The organism is Curvivirga aplysinae (assembly GCF_009711445.1).
GTDB lineage: Bacteria > Pseudomonadota > Alphaproteobacteria > UBA8366 > Aestuariispiraceae > Curvivirga > Curvivirga aplysinae.
The window spans coordinates 17,375-35,336 of record NZ_SMMC01000189.1 but is presented as its reverse complement, the minus strand read 5'-3'; the positions used below and the strand labels follow the sequence as shown (position 1 = coordinate 35,336).

The window sequence follows — 17,962 nt, the reverse complement described above, 5'->3', positions numbered from 1 at the left end:
TCAATATGAGATATGCATAATTTTTCACAGCATAATTTATACGTTGATAACGGATAAAATGTGAAGTTTTATGACGTTAAAACGCCATTGATATCAAGAAATTATAGAAGATCGGATCGGTAGGGAGATACTGAAACAACTGCCCTTATCCACTTCACTCGTGATATACAGTTTTCCACGGTGTCGGTTGACAATATGCTTTACAATTGCCAAGCCGAGACCTGTTCCCCCCATTTCACGAGAACGTGCCGTATCTACGCGATAAAACCGTTCTGTCAATCGTGGTAGGCTGTCTTCAGGTATACCTTTTCCCTGATCAGCGATAGCCACTGAAATATGAGCTTCGTCTACATTCTGAACAGTCACCGTAACGACAGAGTTTTTCTTGGCACCATTTTCGGAACCATATTTGATGGCGTTATCAATTAAATTTTGGAAAACTTGAATGAGTTGCCCTTCATCTCCCTGAATCAAGGGAATATCTTCTGCGATTTTAAGATCAAGTGTGGTTTGGTTCTTATCCGCTTTCATCTTAAGTGTGTCGCATGTTTTGCGAAGCGCATCACGTATATCTACTTCCTCTGTGGGGCGAGAATGTTCGTCCACTTCGATACGAGATAGGGACAATAAGTCTTCAATAATTTGAAGCATGCGTTCTGCTTGTTCTTGCATAATGCCCAAAAACTGAAGACGCGCTTCTTCGTCATCTTTGGCAGGCCCAAGTAAGGTTTCTGCAAATCCCACTAAACTGGTTAATGGGGTGCGTAATTCATGGCTTACATTGGCAACGAAATCTGCACGCATGGCTTCGCTACGTTCCACCTTGGTCACATCTTGCATGGCTAATAGGATTGCAGAATGTTCATTGTTGCCATCTTCACCAATTGTCGCGATAGGCAGTATTCTTACTTCCATTTTTGTTGCGACATTGGAGGGTAACTCGATTGCAACAGATCGTGCTTCGCCAGTATCAAGCACATAATCAATCCCATAAATAAGTTCAGGATGGCGTAATACGGATGTGATTGGCCGACCGGGTGATAAGTTTGGAAAATAATCCCGGGCAGTTGCGTTGCGGCGTAAACAACGATGTTTCTTATTGATGAAAATTAATGGATCAGGCAATCCATCAATCATTTTTTCTATCATCTCTGCACGTTGATCTAAGGCGTGATGGCTGCTTTGCAGATCAGATTGTGTGATAGAAAGTTGCTGTTTTACATAAAACTCTCTCTCAAGACTGAGGCTTGAAAGGATATAGATGGTGACGCTTGATAATGTGCCTACCAAAAGGGCTGCGACCATAGAGATATAGTCGAAATAGTAAAAGCTGATAATCATGACCAAAATAGGTGCTATCGCAATAACCGCTGCTTGGACCTTTTCGGGTAATGTCGGGGCCGTGAGATAACTTTTGTTCATGTCCTATCAGCTTTACTAAATCTTAAAAGGCCTGTTTAACGAAGCGCATCATGGACTGCAAGCGCAGCCGCATTCACGATGTCATTCACAGACGCACCTGTTTGTACAATTTGTACCGGTTTACTCATCCCCATTACCAGTGGGCCAATAACAGTACATTTACCAATTTCTTGTAAAAGACGTGTGGCAATATGCGCTGAATGTAATCCAGGCATTACCAGAATATTTGCATCACCTGAAAGTTTACAGAATGGATAGAGACGCTCACGTTGTTCTGAATTTAAGGCAACAGAGGGAGACATCTCGCCATCAAACTCAAAAGACACACGGCGATCATTCAAAATTTGAACTGCTTCACTGATACGATTGGATTTTACAATGGATGGATTACCGAAGCTGGACGCAGACATGAAGGCAACACGTGGTTCAAGACCAAGGCTTTGTGCAAATGTTGCTGTTTGTTCGGAAATATCCGCCAATGTTTCGGCATCTGGTGTGTCGTGGATAGATGTGTCTGCTACAAAGTAAGTGCGACCACGGGAAACGATAATCATCAATCCCATTGGCACTTCGCCTTTTTTCGTATCTATGACACGTTGAACCGCATCAAATGAATCATGGAAGTGACGTGTTATACCTGTTACGACTGCGTCTGTTTCATTTAATGCTAACATACAGGACGCAAAGACATTTCGATCTTGGTTTACTTGATGCAAGCAATCACGATACATGAAACCTTTACGTTGCAGGCGTTTATATAGGAATTCCGCATATTTCTCATTACGATGAGAAAGCTTGGCATTTTGAATTTCAATATCCCCCCCATCAAGACCCAACTCTTCCATTTTCTTAACAATACGATCTTCACGACCAATAAGAACTGGATAGCCATAACCCGCATTGCGGAAAGCAACCGCAGCGCGGATCACGCGTTCTTCTTCACCTTCTGCAAAAGTAACACGACGTGGGTTTGAACGAACTTTGGAGAAGATTAAGTTCAACATGCCTGCAGTCGGATCAAGGCGTTGTTTCAATTCCTGACGATAGCGTTCCATATCGATGATTGGTTTTGCTGCAACACCGGAATCCATCGCAGCTTGTGCCACTGCACCTGGAACCGCAACGATCAAGCGTGGATCAAATGGTGCCGGGATAATGTAATCTGGGCCGTAAACCAATTTTGTACCACCATAAGCCGCCGCAACTTCGTCGGGCACATCTTCGCGTGCTAGTTCGGCAATGGCACGGGCCGCAGCTGTTTTCATCTCATCGTTGATGGTGCTTGCACGTACATCCAATGCGCCACGGAAAATATATGGGAAGCCAAGTACGTTATTTACTTGGTTGGCAAAGTCGGAACGACCTGTTGCAATGATTGCATCTTTGCGTACTGCTTTAACTTCGTCGGGTGTGATTTCTGGATCAGGGTTTGCCATGGCAAAGATGATTGGCTGATCTGCCATTTCTTTGACCATTTTACCAGTAACAGCCCCTTTTACAGAAAGGCCAAAGAAAACATCAGCACCTTTTAAGGCCTCTTGCAACGTGCGATCTTTAGTGGCGACAGCATGGGCGGATTTCCATTGATTCATGCCTTCTTCGCGGCCTTGATAAATCACGCCTTTGGAATCGCACATGATAACATTTTCAGATGGCATACCTAAAGCTTTGACCAATTCCACGCAGGCAATTGCCGCAGCACCCGCCCCGTTACAAACAAGCTTGGTTGTTTTAATATCGCGATTGGTAAGATCCAATGCGTTTAATAAACCTGCAGCCGCAATGATCGCTGTGCCATGCTGGTCATCATGGAAGACTGGGATATCCATCAATTCGCGTAAGCGTTGCTCGATAATGAAACATTCTGGTGCTTTGATGTCTTCTAGGTTAATACCACCGAAGCTTGGGCCAAGATAACGAACAGCATTTACAAACTCATCAACATCCGTTGTGTCGACTTCAAGGTCGATACCATCTACGTCCGCGAAACGTTTAAATAAGACGGCTTTACCTTCCATCACTGGTTTAGACGCAAGAGCACCGATAGAACCAAGGCCAAGAACCGCTGTGCCGTTTGAAATGACGGCAACAACGTTACCTTTAGCAGTATAATCATAAGCAGTTGAAGGGTCTTCTTCGATACGAAGGCAAGGAATTGCGACACCCGGGGAATAGGCAAGAGACAAGTCACGCTGTGTTGTTAGTGGTTTAGTTGCGGAAATTTCCAATTTACCAGGGCGACCTTGTGCGTGGAATACCAACGCGTCTTCGTCTGTCATGCTTTTTTTATTATCAGCCATTTTTGATCCAATTTAGTTCGGCGGTTACTTCATCAAAATAGAGACGTTAATCTGCGAAAAAGCGTCATCTATCCTGTAGATACCCTAGCCAATCCGGTTTGACAAAGCATTCTGGAACAGGAAAAAACTGTCTAATATTTCGGAGTTTTCTTAAGTCACTGAAATATAGTATTTTTGTGACACTATCATGACATATTAGAAACTGTTTCTATTAGATAAAAACAGTGTTGATTCAATGGACTAGGTGAAAAATTGGAAAAGTCATTGCTTATGCCTTGTGAGGAGAGGGACTCTGCTTATACTCGGACTCCCTTTAAAGAATGATTATGTGATCCATTTTAACAAGAAAACTTATGCCTGATACTGCAGCAAAAACTGAAACCACAAAAACTACTCCCAAAGTTACTCCGATGATGGCGCAATATCTGTCCATCAAGGAGCATCATCAAGATCATTTATTATTCTATCGTATGGGGGATTTTTATGAGTTGTTTTTTGATGACGCTGTAAGGGCTGCTGAGGCATTGGACATCACGCTGACCAAGCGTGGTAAGCATGAAGATACGGAAATCCCGATGTGTGGGGTGCCCTATCATGCGGCTGAAAATTATATGGCACGTCTTATCCGCCAAGGGTTTCGCGTTGCTGTTTGCGAACAAACCGAAGATCCCGCAGAAGCAAAAAAGCGTGGTTCCAAATCTGTTGTGCGCCGCGAAGTTAAACGGGTTGTAACGCAAGGTACCTTAACCGAAGATACGTTGCTGGATGCGCGCAGTCATAACTATCTGGCTGCACTTGCATCCGCAGGAAAAGACTTGGCGTTAAGTTGGGCGGATATGTCTACTGGTATTTTCCATGTGCAGCGCATTGAAGATGGGAAATTAGGGGCGGTGCTCGCACGTGTGTCTCCGGGTGAATTATTAGTGTCACAAAAACTGATGGAGAAGACAGAATTTTTCGACATCTTTGCTGAATGGCAACATATCATTACCCCGCAACCAGATAGTCGTTTTGACAGTATTAATAATGAAAATCGCTTAAAGGACTTTTATGGCGTTGCCTCTCTTGATGCATTTGGGGATTTCAATCGTGGTGAAACATCTGCGGCAGGGGCATTACTTGATTATCTAGAACTTACCCAGGTTGATAAGATGCCGCGGCTTGAGAAACTGTCTCAAGTTTCTGATGGCGGTTTGATGGAGATTGACCAAGCCACTCGCCGTAATCTGGAACTTGCAATTACCCTGTCTGGGGAACGTAAAGGCAGCTTGCTTGCAACAATTGATCGCACTGTGACAGGGGCAGGCGCGCGTGCGCTTTCTGCACGTTTAGCGGCACCTCTCACCAATCCTGTGGATGTGAATGATCGTCTGGATATGGTGGCGTTTTTCATGAATGCGGATATGGCGCGCGGCGACTTACGGGACTTATTAAAAGAAACACCGGATTTGGAACGGGCACTGGGGCGTATTGGCCTTGGGCGTGGTGGACCGCGTGATCTGGCGGCAATCCGTGATGGGTTGGGGGCAACAAATCGTGTGAAAGCTATTCTTGCAAGTACAGATATGGAATTGCCACGTGGTATCGGGGAGGCCGAAAAAGGGCTTGGCCTTCATGACGTTATTGTGGAACGCCTTCATCAAGCATTGGATACAGATTTACCTGTATTGGCACGCGATGGTGGTTTTATTGCCGAAGGGTATAATCCGCGCCTTGATGAATTAAGGGTGATGGGGAGTGAAAGCCGTCGCCTGATCAGTAATCTTGAAAGTAAATATAAAGAACAGACTGGCGTAGATACTTTAAAAGTTAAGCATAATAATGTGCTTGGATATTTCATTGAAGTGACAGCACGTAATTCCGACAAGATGACGGAAGAGTTTATTCATCGTCAATCCATGACCAATGCAGTTCGCTACACCACGACCGAGCTATCAGAACTGGCACGTGATATTGTTGAATCCAAAGGGAAAGCCTTGGCGTTGGAACAAGAACTTTTCCAAGACCTTGCAAATGATGTGATAAGCCGTGCAGAGGATGTGGCACGTGCAGCACGCGCTATGGCGGAACTTGATTTATCAGCGGCCTTGGCAATGTTGGCAGATGAACAGGATTATTGTCGTCCGGTTGTGGATCATTCACTGGCCTTTGATATCGAGGCCGGACGTCATCCAGTGGTCGAAGCAGCTCTTGGTAAAACTGGCGATAGCCATTTTGTCCCTAATGGGTGTGACCTTGGTGGTGAACGTCGTCTGTGGTTGATCACGGGGCCAAACATGGCCGGTAAATCTACATTTTTACGGCAAAATGCACTGATTGCGATTATGGCGCAAATCGGTAGTTATGTACCTGCGCGTGCAGCTCATATTGGGGTTGTTGATCGCTTGTTCAGTCGCGTTGGCGCGGCCGATGATTTGGCACGTGGTCGTTCCACATTTATGGTGGAAATGGTAGAGACAGCAACGATCTTGAATCAGTCAACAGATCGTTCTTTGGTGATTTTGGATGAAATTGGTCGAGGTACGGCGACTTTTGATGGCCTATCGATAGCTTGGGCATGTGTTGAACATTTGCATGAAATTTGTAAAAGCCGTGCGCTTTTTGCCACCCATTACCATGAACTAACCGCGTTGACGGAAAAGCTTGATAGTTTGAAGCCTTATTCCATGCGTGTGAAGGAATGGAAAGGGGATGTGATTTTCTTACATGAAGTGGCAGCGGGGGCGGCAGATCGATCCTATGGTATCCATGTGGCCCGTCTTGCAGGTTTACCAAAAGCCGTGGTGAAACGCGCTGAAGATGTATTGCATACGCTGGAAAAAGGTGAACAATCCGGTGCGGTGACGCGTTTGGTAGATGATTTACCGTTATTTCAAGCAATGTTGACGCAGGTAGAGGAAGAAGAGGCAGCAGAAGCTGAAGCAATAGCAGCGGCTGGCCCGTCGGAAGTGGAGCAAGCCTTGGCAGATATCGACCCGGATGATCTGACCCCGCGGGCGGCTCTTGAACAGCTTTATGCGTTAAAGTCACTTTTATCTGAATAGTATTGCTTAATACTTGTGCATTCTTTTGGATCGTCTAAAATTCAGGCAAATTATCTTTTCGCCTGAAAGTTTGGACCAATGGAAAGCCTGAAAAATCGCCGCAAGATTATCAATCGTCAGGAATTGCAGCTGGCGCTGGAAGCGCTATGGGATGATAAAGATTTAACTCCGCAAAAAAGACGACAACAATGGCTTGGTCTTTATAAAGAAGCTTTGAAGAAGGGCTATGCGGAGGTTGAGCGCCGCTTTATTGTAGACCAAGATGGTGCCAAGGCTGTTATGGGCAATGCCTTCGTTATGGATCAGGTGATTCGGATCCTTTACGATGTGACCACTAAATATTTATATCCTTCTTCCAGTCCAACCATGTCTGAGACAGTTTGTATCGTGGCTGTCGGGGGATATGGTCGGGGCGAAATGTCCCCGCAATCCGATGTGGATTTGCTTTTTTTACATGATTACAAAATCTCCCCACGTGTCGAGCAGATTGTCGAAGAGATGCTTTATATGCTTTGGGACATGGGACTTAAAGTAGGGCAATCTACTCGATCTATCGATGAATGTGTGAAGCAGGCCAAAGCGGATTGGACCATTTGTACCTCCATGTTGGAAAGCCGTTATATTTGGGGCGAAAAAAAGCTCTATACTAAAATGGCGCGTGCTTTTGACAAACAAGTCATGAATGGCAATGAAAAGAAATTCATGGCAGCAAAATTGGATGAAAGAGACGAGCGCCATAAAAAGATGGGTGACACTCGTTATGTGTTGGAACCAAATATAAAGGAAGGTAAAGGTGGTCTGCGCGATCTTCATGCGCTCTATTGGATCACAAAAAGCCTTTATAAAGTTAAAGATATTTCTGAATTGGTTTTACAGAAGAAGCTCACTCAGAAAGAAGTCGATCGATTTAAAAAGGCGCAACAATATCTTTGGACTTTGCGCTGTCATCTTCATTATCTAACCAAACGATCTGAAGATAGACTTACCTTTGATGTGCAGCCGGAATTGGCGCTTCGAATGGGGTATAAAAACCATGCTGGGGCGAGTGGTGTTGAGCGCTTTATGAAGCATTATTTTCTGGTGGCGAAAGAGGTTGGGGATTTAACACGTATCTTCCTGTCGGCCTTTGAAGCCAGTGCCCAAAAACGTCGGGTTTTAGGTGTGCCATTAAATATGTTTAAGAAAGAAGTCGAGGGGTTTAAAATCGACACAGGCCGATTGGCTGTGGCATCTGGTAAAGTATTGGAAGAGAACCCGATTGATATGTTACGTATCTTTCGAGTGTTTCAACAAACAGATTACGATATTCATCCTCGTACCATTCGCAGTATCACAAGGCGTTTAAAAGTCATTAATAAAGACCTCCAGAACGATCCTGAGGCCAACCGTATCTTTCTTGAAATTTTAACGGCTAAAGAAAATCCGGAAGTAACTTTACGCATGATGAATGAATGTGGGGTGTTAGGGCGTTTTTTACCAGATTTTGGGCGTGTTGTCGCGCAAATGCAATATGATATGTATCACGTTTACACAACGGATGAGCATACCATACGTGCGATTGGCATCATGAATATGATTGAACAAGGTGAGCTGGTTGATGATCATCCTGTTGCGTCGAAAATCTTTGATAAAGTGATTAGTAAGGATGCGCTGTATGTAGCAGTCTTGCTACATGATATTGCGAAAGGTCGTGGGGGGGATCATTCTGTCTTGGGGGCGGAAGTTGCTAAAGAGGTTTGCCCACGTTTAGGGTTGAATGAAGAACAAACTCAAACTGTTATCTGGTTGGTGCGTGAACATTTATTGATGTCCAATACAGCCTTTAAACGTGACTTGGATGACCCAAAAACCATCGAAGATTTTGCCTCAAAAGTACAATCCCTTGAACGACTACGTTTGTTACTATGCTTAACGGTGGTTGATATCCGTGCGGTTGGCCCCAATGTCTGGAATAATTGGAAGGCCACCCTATTACGCGACCTCTATAATCGAACGGAAGATATCTTATCTGGTGGTTTAGAAACCGAAGGACGTGATAAGCGTATTGAAGGTGCAAAGGCAGCATTGGCAGAAAAACTAAATCATTGGCCAGAAGAATATCGTAAGGAATATCTGAATTACGGCGTGGATAGTTATTATCTATCTTATAGGACAGATGAATTAGCGCGACAGGCGGAAATCGTTAAAGAAGCGGAAGATCATGAAAGTCCTCTTACTTTCCGAGTGAGTGTTGATGAAGAGAATGCAGTGACCATTGTGACTGTCTTTGCAGGGGATCATCCGGGATTGTTCTCTCGTCTTGCCGGGGCAATGGCTGTGTCTGGAGCTACAATCCTTAATGCACGCATTCATACTTTCACACATGGCATGGCATTAGATAACTTCTGGGTACAAGATCTGGATGGTCAGGCATTTTCTGAGCCGCGAAAAATTGTTCGATTGGAGGAAACCATTCGTAGGGTCTTGTCTGGTGAGTTACGTCCGTTGGAAGAATTAGGTCGTCGCGCGAAGAATGCCCTCAAAGATCGTCGGGATATTTTCACGGTGCCGCCGCGGGTGCTGATTGATAATAAAGGATCTGAAACGTTCACCATCATAGAAGTGAATGGACGAGATCGCGCTGGTATTCTGTTTGATCTGACATCTGCAATTACGCGCCTTGGATTGCAAATTCGAAAATCAAAAATTTCCACATTTGGAGAAGAGGTTGTTGACGTATTTTATGTGAAAGATGTTTTTGGGATGAAGATTGAGCATAAAGGTAAGCTGGATCAAATTCGGGAAACACTATTGGATGTGTTAGAACCGGATCGAAAAAATGACGCATCTAAACAACTGGCAAGCTAATGCTTAAAATAGATTTATGCCTTATATGTATAGGCGGAAAATAAATAAACCCCTTCCAAATGTGAGAGAGGTTTTCTACTCTTCTAAGGAAGAAAATGACGCTTGTGAACAATTTTGTTCTGGCGTTCCTCTATACACAGCAAAGATTATGCAGCTGTGGGAGGAGCAGGACCCCTCCATGTTTCAGCTAAGAAACACATTATAAAAATAATATCAGTTCGCATGGTTAAAAGCGGTGTGTCTGTGTGTGTCACAAATCGCTCACGGGCCTGTTTGGGAGTTTAAATAATGAGTAAAAATTTGTATGAGACTGACTATGAGGTTGGTCAAGACAATCTCGAAAAGTGGGGTATGGACTTTCATCACCCGGTTTTCTGGATTGCCAGTGTCGTTGCCTTAATGTTTATCGTAGGTGTTCTTTTAGCACCTGAAGCGTCAAAAGGGGTTTTTGACGGCGCCAAATGGTGGTCTATTGGCCAGTTTGATTGGTTGTTTATGATCGGTGGCAATATCTTTGTGATATTCAGCCTTGTTTTAATCGTGTTGCCTTTCGGCAAAATCCGTCTTGGCGGTGCATCTGCAACACCAGAATTTAGTAAAATTAGTTGGTTTGCAATGTTGTTTGCTGCTGGCATGGGCATTGGCTTGATGTTCTGGTCTGTGGCTGAACCTGTCGCTTACTATACAGGGTGGTATAAAACACCGTTAGGCGTGGAAGCTAATACAGCCGAAGCTGCAACTATGGCAATGTCTGCAACCATGTTCCATTGGGGATTGCACCCATGGGCAATTTACGCAGTTGTTGGCTTAACATTGGCATTCTTTACCTTTAACAAAGGTTTGCCACTAACAATCCGTTCTGCTTTCTATCCACTCATCGGGAATCATTCTTGGGGCATTTTCGGCCATGTGGTTGATGTGATTGCCGTGTTGGCGACTTTATTTGGTTTGGCAACATCCCTTGGTTTTGGTGCAAGCCAAGCTGCAGGTGGACTGGAATTCCTATTCGGGATTGAAAATAGCATTACATCCCAAATCGCCATTATCGTAGTCGTGACAGCGATCGCGTTATTCTCTGTGCTTCGGGGTCTTGATAAAGGTGTGAAGATCTTAAGTAATGTGAATATGGGACTCGCCGGCCTATTGGCAGTCTTCGTTCTATTCGCAGGTCCGACAGCGATTATCTTTATGACATTAGGTGATACTCTCTTGGCTTACATTATGAATGTTGTGCCTATGAGTAACTGGATGGGTCGCGAAGATGAAGCTTGGATGCAAGGCTGGACAGTATTCTATTGGGCATGGTGGATTTCCTGGTCACCATTCGTAGGCATGTTTATTGCCCGCATCTCCAAAGGCCGTACCGTACGTGAATTTGTAATCGCGGTATTGTTGATCCCGACATTGGTGACATTGGTTTGGATGTCTATCTTTGGCGGATCTGCCTTGGATCAAGTGCAAAATGGCGTTGGTCAACTTGCTGGAGGTCTAGGTAAAGTTGAGCTAGCGATGTTCCAAATGTTGGAAAATTTACCGATGGCCGAACTAACATCAGCGTTGGCGGTGTTGTTAGTCTTGGTCTTCTTTATTACCTCTTCTGACTCTGGTTCGTTGGTAATTGATGCGATCACAGCGGGAGGTAAAGTCGATTCTCCTGCTATTCAACGTGTCTTCTGGGTGATGATGGTAAGCGTAGTTGCAGCTGTCTTGCTATTTGGTGGTGGTGCAGATGCGCTTACTGCGTTGCAAGCTGCAGCGATTACCGTTGGCTTGCCATTCACCGTTATCCTGCTTGTGATGTGTGTATGCTTATTCATGGGCTTGCGTCATGAATATAAATACGGATCTAAAAAGTAAAAATTGAAAATCTCGGCTTTTAACCTTTATAGCCCTCTGAGAAATCAGAGGGCTTTTTTATGTTTGGGAGTGGAGATCAGGTAAATCAGAAATTTTTGAAGCCAGTTTAAATTCAAAAACTAAATGAAAATTACTGCCAATGCCTTCCTTACTATCTACCTTAATATCGCCCCCCATTATATGAACCAGTTGATGAATCATCGATAGGCCAAGATTGGCATTTTGAGTGGCATTTTGATCGTCGTTGAATGGGGTGAATATTGTCTTTAATTTCTCAGGAGAAATACCTATTCCGGAATCCGAAACGCTAAACTTGATTCGTTGTGAAGGAGATGAGGCATTTTTATCCGAATGTAGCAACTCAACGATTAGACCCACATATCCAGAATCCGTATATTTTATCGCATTACTGACCAAGCAGCGTAGAATTTGTCTCAATCTTTTTGGGTCACCAACGAGGTATAATTGGGTATCGAAATTATAATATACATCAAGTGAAAGATGTTTGTCTTTTGCTAGTGTTTTATATGGCTCTAGAATAGTTTCTAACAAGGCAATTAGCTCAAAACCTTCTTCTTTTAATTTAAATTCTCCTGCTTCAATTCTGCTCAAATCTAAAACGTCATTTAACGTAGAGTCTAACTTTTGGGCGGATTGTAAAATAATATCCAAATGTTCTGCTTGCTCTTTGTTTGACGGTTCTTTTTGCAATAATTCTATAGTGTTTACTATCTTGTTTAGAGGAGTTTTGGTTTCATGACTAATGCAAGAAAGGAAAGATAACTTTGCCATATTTGTGGCCTTAGCATTTTGTGCAATTTTCTGTGATTTATTCAATAACAGGACAGAATAAAAAAGGAAGAGAGCTAGTATAAACGCAGCGAACGCGGAAATTTCTGGGATATAGCTTTCGGCTCCATTGAAGAATTTTTCAGTGGGAGTAACCTGGAGAACTATTCTATGACCATCAAGATTTATTATTTTCTCTTGTTGCCATAGGTTCGGATCGTTGCTTTTTTGATTGGGGGTTGAATAAATCAATTCTCCATCGAAGAAAATTTCTAAATGAATATAATCAAAGGAATGTTTTAAATGTAGTTCCTTTTCTAAATTGTCATGGTTATTTAAATGTGTGACATGATTGATCCAATCATCAAATCCTAACGCACCAACGATGAACCCGTCAAAACGGCTTTCCACAAAAAGAGGAAAATATATTTGGAACCCTTTTCTATTTTCCATGAGGTCTATGGGTGCAGAAACTGTGGGTGTTTTCTTTAATCGGGCTTTTTCAAGAGCAAATCTTCTTCCTTCATTGAGAGCTAAGTCTTGATTTTGCTTAAATACATTGCTGTCAACTGGTGTAACCCATCGTATGATATAGTCTTGATCTATCCATTTTATCGCTTGGAAACCTGGATAGTCTTTTAGGAATGAATCCGCATCAGCTATGAACTCTTCTTCTGGAATGCCTCCTCGTATTTCCCAACGTTTGACCATTCTATCTAATGCAGAAATACGTGCTGAAATATCCTTATTCATTAAAGATTGATCAATTCCTACGTGATTTTTTAATTGTTCATAATAGGTATTATTTCTTTGGAAGTTAAGCGTTACCCATAGAGCAACGACAGATAGGATTAGGAAAATAGCTGTCACTGGAAGTGACAATTTCCTTTTAAGAAAAGTAAATTTTTTTAGTTGATCAAGCAATTTTTACCCATTTTGGTAATCGAAACTCGGGGCCAAATCAGTAGGGCTTATCTTTCATGACTTTGTATAAATCCAATCATGTATAATATTAGTATTATCTAATTATTACATGGATTCAACAAAAAAAAGGCAGCCAATTGGCTGCCTTTAAATTGAAACTAAGTTATAACTAGTAATCCAAGAAGCTTCTTAGCTTTCTGGATCGACTAGGATGTTTCAGCTTACGTAATGCTTTTGCTTCAATCTGACGAATACGTTCACGGGTTACGGAAAATTGTTGACCAACTTCTTCCAAAGTGTGGTCGGTATTCATACCGATACCAAAACGCATACGAAGTACACGTTCTTCACGTGCAGTAAGAGACGCCAATACCAATGTGGTTGTTTCACGAAGGTTTGAATGAATCGCGCTATCAGATGGCAGCATCGCATTCTTATCTTCGATGAAATCACCTAGATGGCTATCTTCTTCATCACCGATTGGTGTTTCAAGAGAGATAGGCTCTTTCGCAATTTTCAGAACCTTACGCACTTTTTCAAGTGGCATATGAAGCTTCTCTGCCAATTCTTCTGGGGTTGGTTCTCGACCAATTTCATGTAACATCTGGCGGCTTGTACGCACTAATTTGTTAATGGTTTCAATCATATGAACCGGGATGCGAATTGTACGAGCCTGATCCGCGATAGAACGGGTGATCGCCTGACGAATCCACCAAGTCGCGTAGGTAGAGAATTTATAACCACGGCGATATTCAAATTTATCAACCGCTTTCATCAAGCCGATATTACCTTCCTGAATCAGATCAAGGAATTGTAAGCCACGGTTGGTATATTTCTTGGCGATGGAAATTACCAAACGAAGATTTGCTTCCACCATTTCTTTTTTCGCACGGCTTGCTTCACGCTCACCTTGCTGAACCAATTGGTTGATGCGGCGGAATTCTGGTAATGGGATGCCAGTTTCTGCTACTAGTTCACCAATTTTCTCACGATATTTTTCTACGTCTTTACCATGGTTTGCAGCAAATTTCGCCCAAGCATTGGATTTATCTGCGATATCTTCCATCCAACTAGGGTCTAATTCGCGACCAAAATATGTTTTCAAGAAGTCTTCACGTTTAATCTTACAACGAGTCGCAAGACGTAAAAGCTTGCCTTCAAACTGGGTCAAGTCTTTGGCAATGCCATAAAGTTGTTCAACCAATTCTTCGATACGTACGTTGTTCAAACGAACGGATTTCATCAATTCGATGAGTTCTTTACGGTGTTTGTCATAGGTACGGTCAGAAGAGCGGGATACTTCTTCACCCGCTTGTTCTGAGGCAAGACGTTTTTCTTGAACGCGTTGCAATTTGGAATAGGTTGCGGAAATCTTTTCAAAGGTTTCAACCACTTCCGGTTTCAACACCTCTTCCATTGCGGCCAGAGACATATTATTCTCATTGTCAACGGAATCGGGGTCTTCGCCCATGGTGTTGCTTTCGCCATTTTCTCCTTCGCCACCTTCTGTTTCATCAGACTCTTTGTCTTCTTTCACAGCAGGTGTTGTCGGATCATCGCCTTCAGCAACGCCTTCTTCGATTTCACCATTTTCATCCATTTCTTCGTTTGGATCGCCAGCCATAGTAGCATCTAAATCAATCACATCACGAAGAAGAATATGACCTTCTACCAATTCATCATGCCATTGTGAAATCGCACGCATGGTGAGCGGGCTTTCACATAAAGCGCCGATCATTTTTTCACGACCGGCTTCGATACGTCTTGCAATCGCAATCTCACCTTCACGGGACAGAAGCTCTACTGTACCCATTTCACGAAGGTACATACGTACAGGATCATCTGTACGGCCCACATCATCATCGCTTAGATTGCCTGCTTTGCCTTCGCTTTCTTCGCCGTCAGATTCTGTTTCTTCTTTGGCTTCAGCTTCAGCTTCTTCACTATCGACTACGTTAATACCCATTTCCGACAAAAGGGTCATAACATCTTCGATTTGGTCAGTACTGACCTTATCTTGTGGTAAAGCGGCGTTTAACTCATCAATGGTGATGAAGCCTTCTTCTTTACCTTTTGCGAGCAGTTTTTTTACTGCTTTGTTAGCGTCTTCCAATACTGGAGAATCGCCTTTTTCCTCGGTTTTCTTCTGATCCGTAGCTTGTTTTTTGGTGGACATTCTGGTCCTTCCTTTAACGTCTAGCTTTCAAAAAGGGCTTGTGCAGACCGTACCAAAAACAGCAAGCACAAAAAGATGGCAAAAGCTGCAGTCTCTTACCATCAAACCCAAATCTATTAATCTTCGCCATCTTCACCAATCAAATACTCTCCGTGATCCAGATCGTTTCTCATAGCAAAAATTCGTGTTTCTTCTTCTGTCGAGGGTTCATTAAGTCCCGCTCGATTTCGCCGCCCTAATTCGCCGACAATTTCATCCTGTTGTCTGATCTTTAACATATGATCTAACAGGAGGCGCGCGTCTTGTTCCTCTGCGTCAGTTCGGGCCTGTCGGGCCAAACTGTATACCTGATCGGTTAGGACAAGATCCAGCAGCGCTTGCATGCCGTCTTCTATTAGGTGGGCTTTAACTGTTTTAGCGTCAAGAACCTCAACAAAAGAATTGATCTTTTGGAGCCCTGCGCGCAGTTTGTCAAGGTCTTGGTCGAATTGAAAACGATCTAATGTTTCTTCGTAAAGATCAAAAAGGGTCGGATGGTTGATCATGGTTGCCAAGACAATTTGTTGTTGTCGTCGGCTAAGTTCATTGGCTTCCTGCCGTAAACGACGTCCTAATGGGGTGCGTGCATGTGGTGCATTACCATGGATAGTCCCTCGATTATCTTTGAATCGACTTGATGCAGATTTTTTCTGTTTTTGTCCGCGAAATGCCTCCCACATTCGTTGGGAGAAAGCGGAGCGATAATGTTTTTTAACCGTTTCATCGGGAATCTGGTCTGCTAATTCAAAAACGCGACGTTCTAAATCTGCTTTTTGTTCCGGTGTTTGGGTCGGGGCAAGCGCATATTCCCGATTCCACAAAAACGCATCTAATGGCATGGCGCTATCGATGGTTTCTTGAAAGGCTTTAGGGCCACTGGAAAGAATTAGGCTATCAGGGTCTTCCCCTTCTGGCATGAAGACGAAAGATAAACTTTTGCCCGGTTGCAAGATTGGCATCGCACGATCTGCTGCACGTCCCGCGGCTTTTTGTCCCGCTTCATCGCCATCTAAAGACATATGAGGAAGGTTATGCATCTTCCATAATTCTTGAATTTGTTCAGGAGTGACAGCGGTTCCTAAAGGCGCTACACCTGCTTCAAATCCTGCTTGGGCTAGGGCAATCACATCCATATAGCCTTCAGCAACGATTAAGGTCTGTCCATCATGACAAGCCTGACGCGCTTCTGCATGATTATAAAGAGTACGCCCTTTATCAAAGAGAGGGGTATCAGGAGAGTTAATATATTTGCCAACGCCTGCGGCTTTTGCATCCCCCATAAAGCGACCACCAAAAGCAATGACCCGATTGCGGCGATCCGCGATCGGAAAGATGATCCGATCTCGAAAAAAAGCATAAGGATCACCACCACGTGTGGATTTTCTGAATAGGCCTGCCCCTAGCAACTGTTCCATTTCGACTTCATCGCCAATAGCAGCACTACGTAATCCTTCACCATTTGAAGGGGCATAGCCTAAGCGGAAACGGGCAATGGTCTGATCTGATAAACCACGTTCTTTTAGATAGGCGAGGGCAGCGCGTCCTTCGCTACTACGTAACATACGTTGATAATAACGACAGGCAGTCTCGGTAGCATCATAAAGGCTTGCTTTACGCTTTTCTTTTGCTTGTTGTTCCGGGGTTGCTTTAGGTACTTCTATACCAGCTTGGCTGGCCAGTTGTTCTACGGCCTCCATAAATTGAAGGCCTTCTGTTTTCATTAAAAAGGTGAAGATATCTCCATGTTCGCCGGTAGCAAAGCAATGGTAGAACCCTTTTTGATCATTGACGGTAAAGGAAGGTGTCTTTTCATTTTTAAACGGGCTAAGGCCCACAAACTCATGACCTTTACGGGTAAGTTTTACTTTCCGTCCGACCACGTCAGAAACGGAGATACGATCCCGTATATTGTCTAAAAAATTTGGTGGTAAGGCCATAATGATCCAAATGAAGAAAAAGCTATTCAATAGATTGAATAGCTTTTGTAACTTTTATAGAGGAAATCCTCAAGAAAGAAGACAGCTGTTCCAGTTTATGCCAGTAATGTTTTTACCAAACCAGATGCTTTGCCAAAGTCCATTTGCCCTGCAAAACGTTCACGCATAGCACCCATAACATTGCCCATATCTTTTAGGCTCGAGGCGCCAAGCTCTTCAATCAACGTGGAGATAGCTTCTTTCATTTCGTCCTCATTCATTTGTTTTGGAAGAAAGGTTTCAATCACATCAATTTCAGCTTGTTCTTTTGCAGCCAATTCAGCACGACCGCCCTGTTCATACATTTGAATGCTATCACGGCGTTGTTTTACCATGGTTTGTAACATTTGAAGGATATCGGAATCACCGATTCCATCCATTTCCCCTTTGGAGCGTGCTGCGATATCACGGTCTTTTAATGCAGCCAGAATAAGGCGCAAGGTAGAAACCGCGTTGCTGTCTTTCTCGCGCATTTTGTCTTTAAGCGCTTGATTGAGTTGTTCACGCATGATTGGAATACTCCCAATTTTCTTCAAAAATTTATATTCGCCCTCATCCCCTGAAAATGGCGAACGGGGACATTAGCTC

Annotated in this window: 9 protein-coding genes; 3 read left to right on the top strand and 6 right to left on the bottom strand. The window is 43.5% G+C overall.

Annotation, left to right across the window (positions count from 1 at the left end; translation table 11 throughout):
• Positions 1 to 93: 93 nt before the first annotated feature.
• On the bottom strand, positions 94 to 1,422 hold the full coding sequence (locus tag E1160_RS10925; protein WP_155155196.1) for an ATP-binding protein: 1,329 nt from the start codon (positions 1,420 to 1,422) through the stop codon (positions 94 to 96).
• Positions 1,423 to 1,457: 35 nt separating this feature from the next.
• Positions 1,458 to 3,722: an NADP-dependent malic enzyme gene (locus E1160_RS10920; protein ID WP_155155195.1), complete on the bottom strand. Its 2,265-nt coding sequence runs from the start codon at positions 3,720 to 3,722 to the stop codon at positions 1,458 to 1,460.
• Positions 3,723 to 4,075: 353 nt separating this feature from the next.
• Between E1160_RS10920 and mutS the strand changes: the two genes are divergently transcribed.
• From mutS to E1160_RS10905, 3 genes are all read left to right on the top strand, one after another.
• A complete protein-coding gene (gene mutS, locus E1160_RS10915) occupies positions 4,076 to 6,766 on the top strand; it encodes a DNA mismatch repair protein MutS (protein ID WP_155155194.1) in 2,691 nt (896 codons plus the stop codon).
• A 78-nt stretch (positions 6,767 to 6,844) separates the two neighbouring features.
• Positions 6,845 to 9,613, top strand: a complete 2,769-nt coding sequence (locus E1160_RS10910) for a [protein-PII] uridylyltransferase (RefSeq protein WP_155155193.1) — start codon at positions 6,845 to 6,847, stop codon at positions 9,611 to 9,613.
• A 288-nt stretch (positions 9,614 to 9,901) separates the two neighbouring features.
• Positions 9,902 to 11,470: a BCCT family transporter gene (locus E1160_RS10905; protein ID WP_218048847.1), complete on the top strand. Its 1,569-nt coding sequence runs from the start codon at positions 9,902 to 9,904 to the stop codon at positions 11,468 to 11,470.
• 57 nt (positions 11,471 to 11,527) lie between these two features.
• Here the strand turns inward: E1160_RS10905 and E1160_RS10900 are convergent, their stop codons facing one another.
• The 4 genes from E1160_RS10900 to E1160_RS10885 all read right to left on the bottom strand — a co-directional run bounded on the left by E1160_RS10900 (position 11,528) and on the right by E1160_RS10885 (position 17,886).
• Positions 11,528 to 13,183 (bottom strand): sensor histidine kinase, encoded by a 1,656-nt coding sequence (locus E1160_RS10900; protein ID WP_155155192.1) that lies wholly within the window; start codon positions 13,181 to 13,183, stop codon positions 11,528 to 11,530.
• 169 nt (positions 13,184 to 13,352) lie between these two features.
• On the bottom strand, positions 13,353 to 15,359 hold the full coding sequence (gene rpoD, locus E1160_RS10895) for an RNA polymerase sigma factor RpoD (protein WP_155155191.1): 2,007 nt from the start codon (positions 15,357 to 15,359) through the stop codon (positions 13,353 to 13,355).
• 116 nt (positions 15,360 to 15,475) lie between these two features.
• The gene (gene dnaG / locus E1160_RS10890) at positions 15,476 to 17,335 is read right to left on the bottom strand and encodes a DNA primase (protein WP_155155190.1); all 1,860 of its coding nucleotides are present in this window, start codon (positions 17,333 to 17,335) and stop codon (positions 15,476 to 15,478) included.
• Positions 17,336 to 17,430: 95 nt separating this feature from the next.
• Positions 17,431 to 17,886 carry a GatB/YqeY domain-containing protein gene (locus E1160_RS10885; protein WP_328597148.1) on the bottom strand — a complete coding sequence of 152 codons (456 nt, stop codon included), beginning with the start codon at positions 17,884 to 17,886 and terminating at the stop codon, positions 17,431 to 17,433.
• Between the last annotated feature and the right edge of the window lie 76 nt (positions 17,887 to 17,962).

Coding starts and splice junctions, on each gene's coding strand:
- E1160_RS10925 (WP_155155196.1), bottom strand. CDS start 1,422: ATGAACAAAAGTTATCTCACGGCCCCGACATTACCCGAAAAGGTCCAA.
- E1160_RS10920 (WP_155155195.1), bottom strand. CDS start 3,722: ATGGCTGATAATAAAAAAAGCATGACAGACGAAGACGCGTTGGTATTC.
- mutS (WP_155155194.1), top strand. CDS start 4,076: ATGCCTGATACTGCAGCAAAAACTGAAACCACAAAAACTACTCCCAAA.
- E1160_RS10910 (WP_155155193.1), top strand. CDS start 6,845: ATGGAAAGCCTGAAAAATCGCCGCAAGATTATCAATCGTCAGGAATTG.
- E1160_RS10905 (WP_218048847.1), top strand. CDS start 9,902: ATGAGTAAAAATTTGTATGAGACTGACTATGAGGTTGGTCAAGACAAT.
- rpoD (WP_155155191.1), bottom strand. CDS start 15,359: ATGTCCACCAAAAAACAAGCTACGGATCAGAAGAAAACCGAGGAAAAA.
- dnaG (WP_155155190.1), bottom strand. CDS start 17,335: ATGGCCTTACCACCAAATTTTTTAGACAATATACGGGATCGTATCTCC.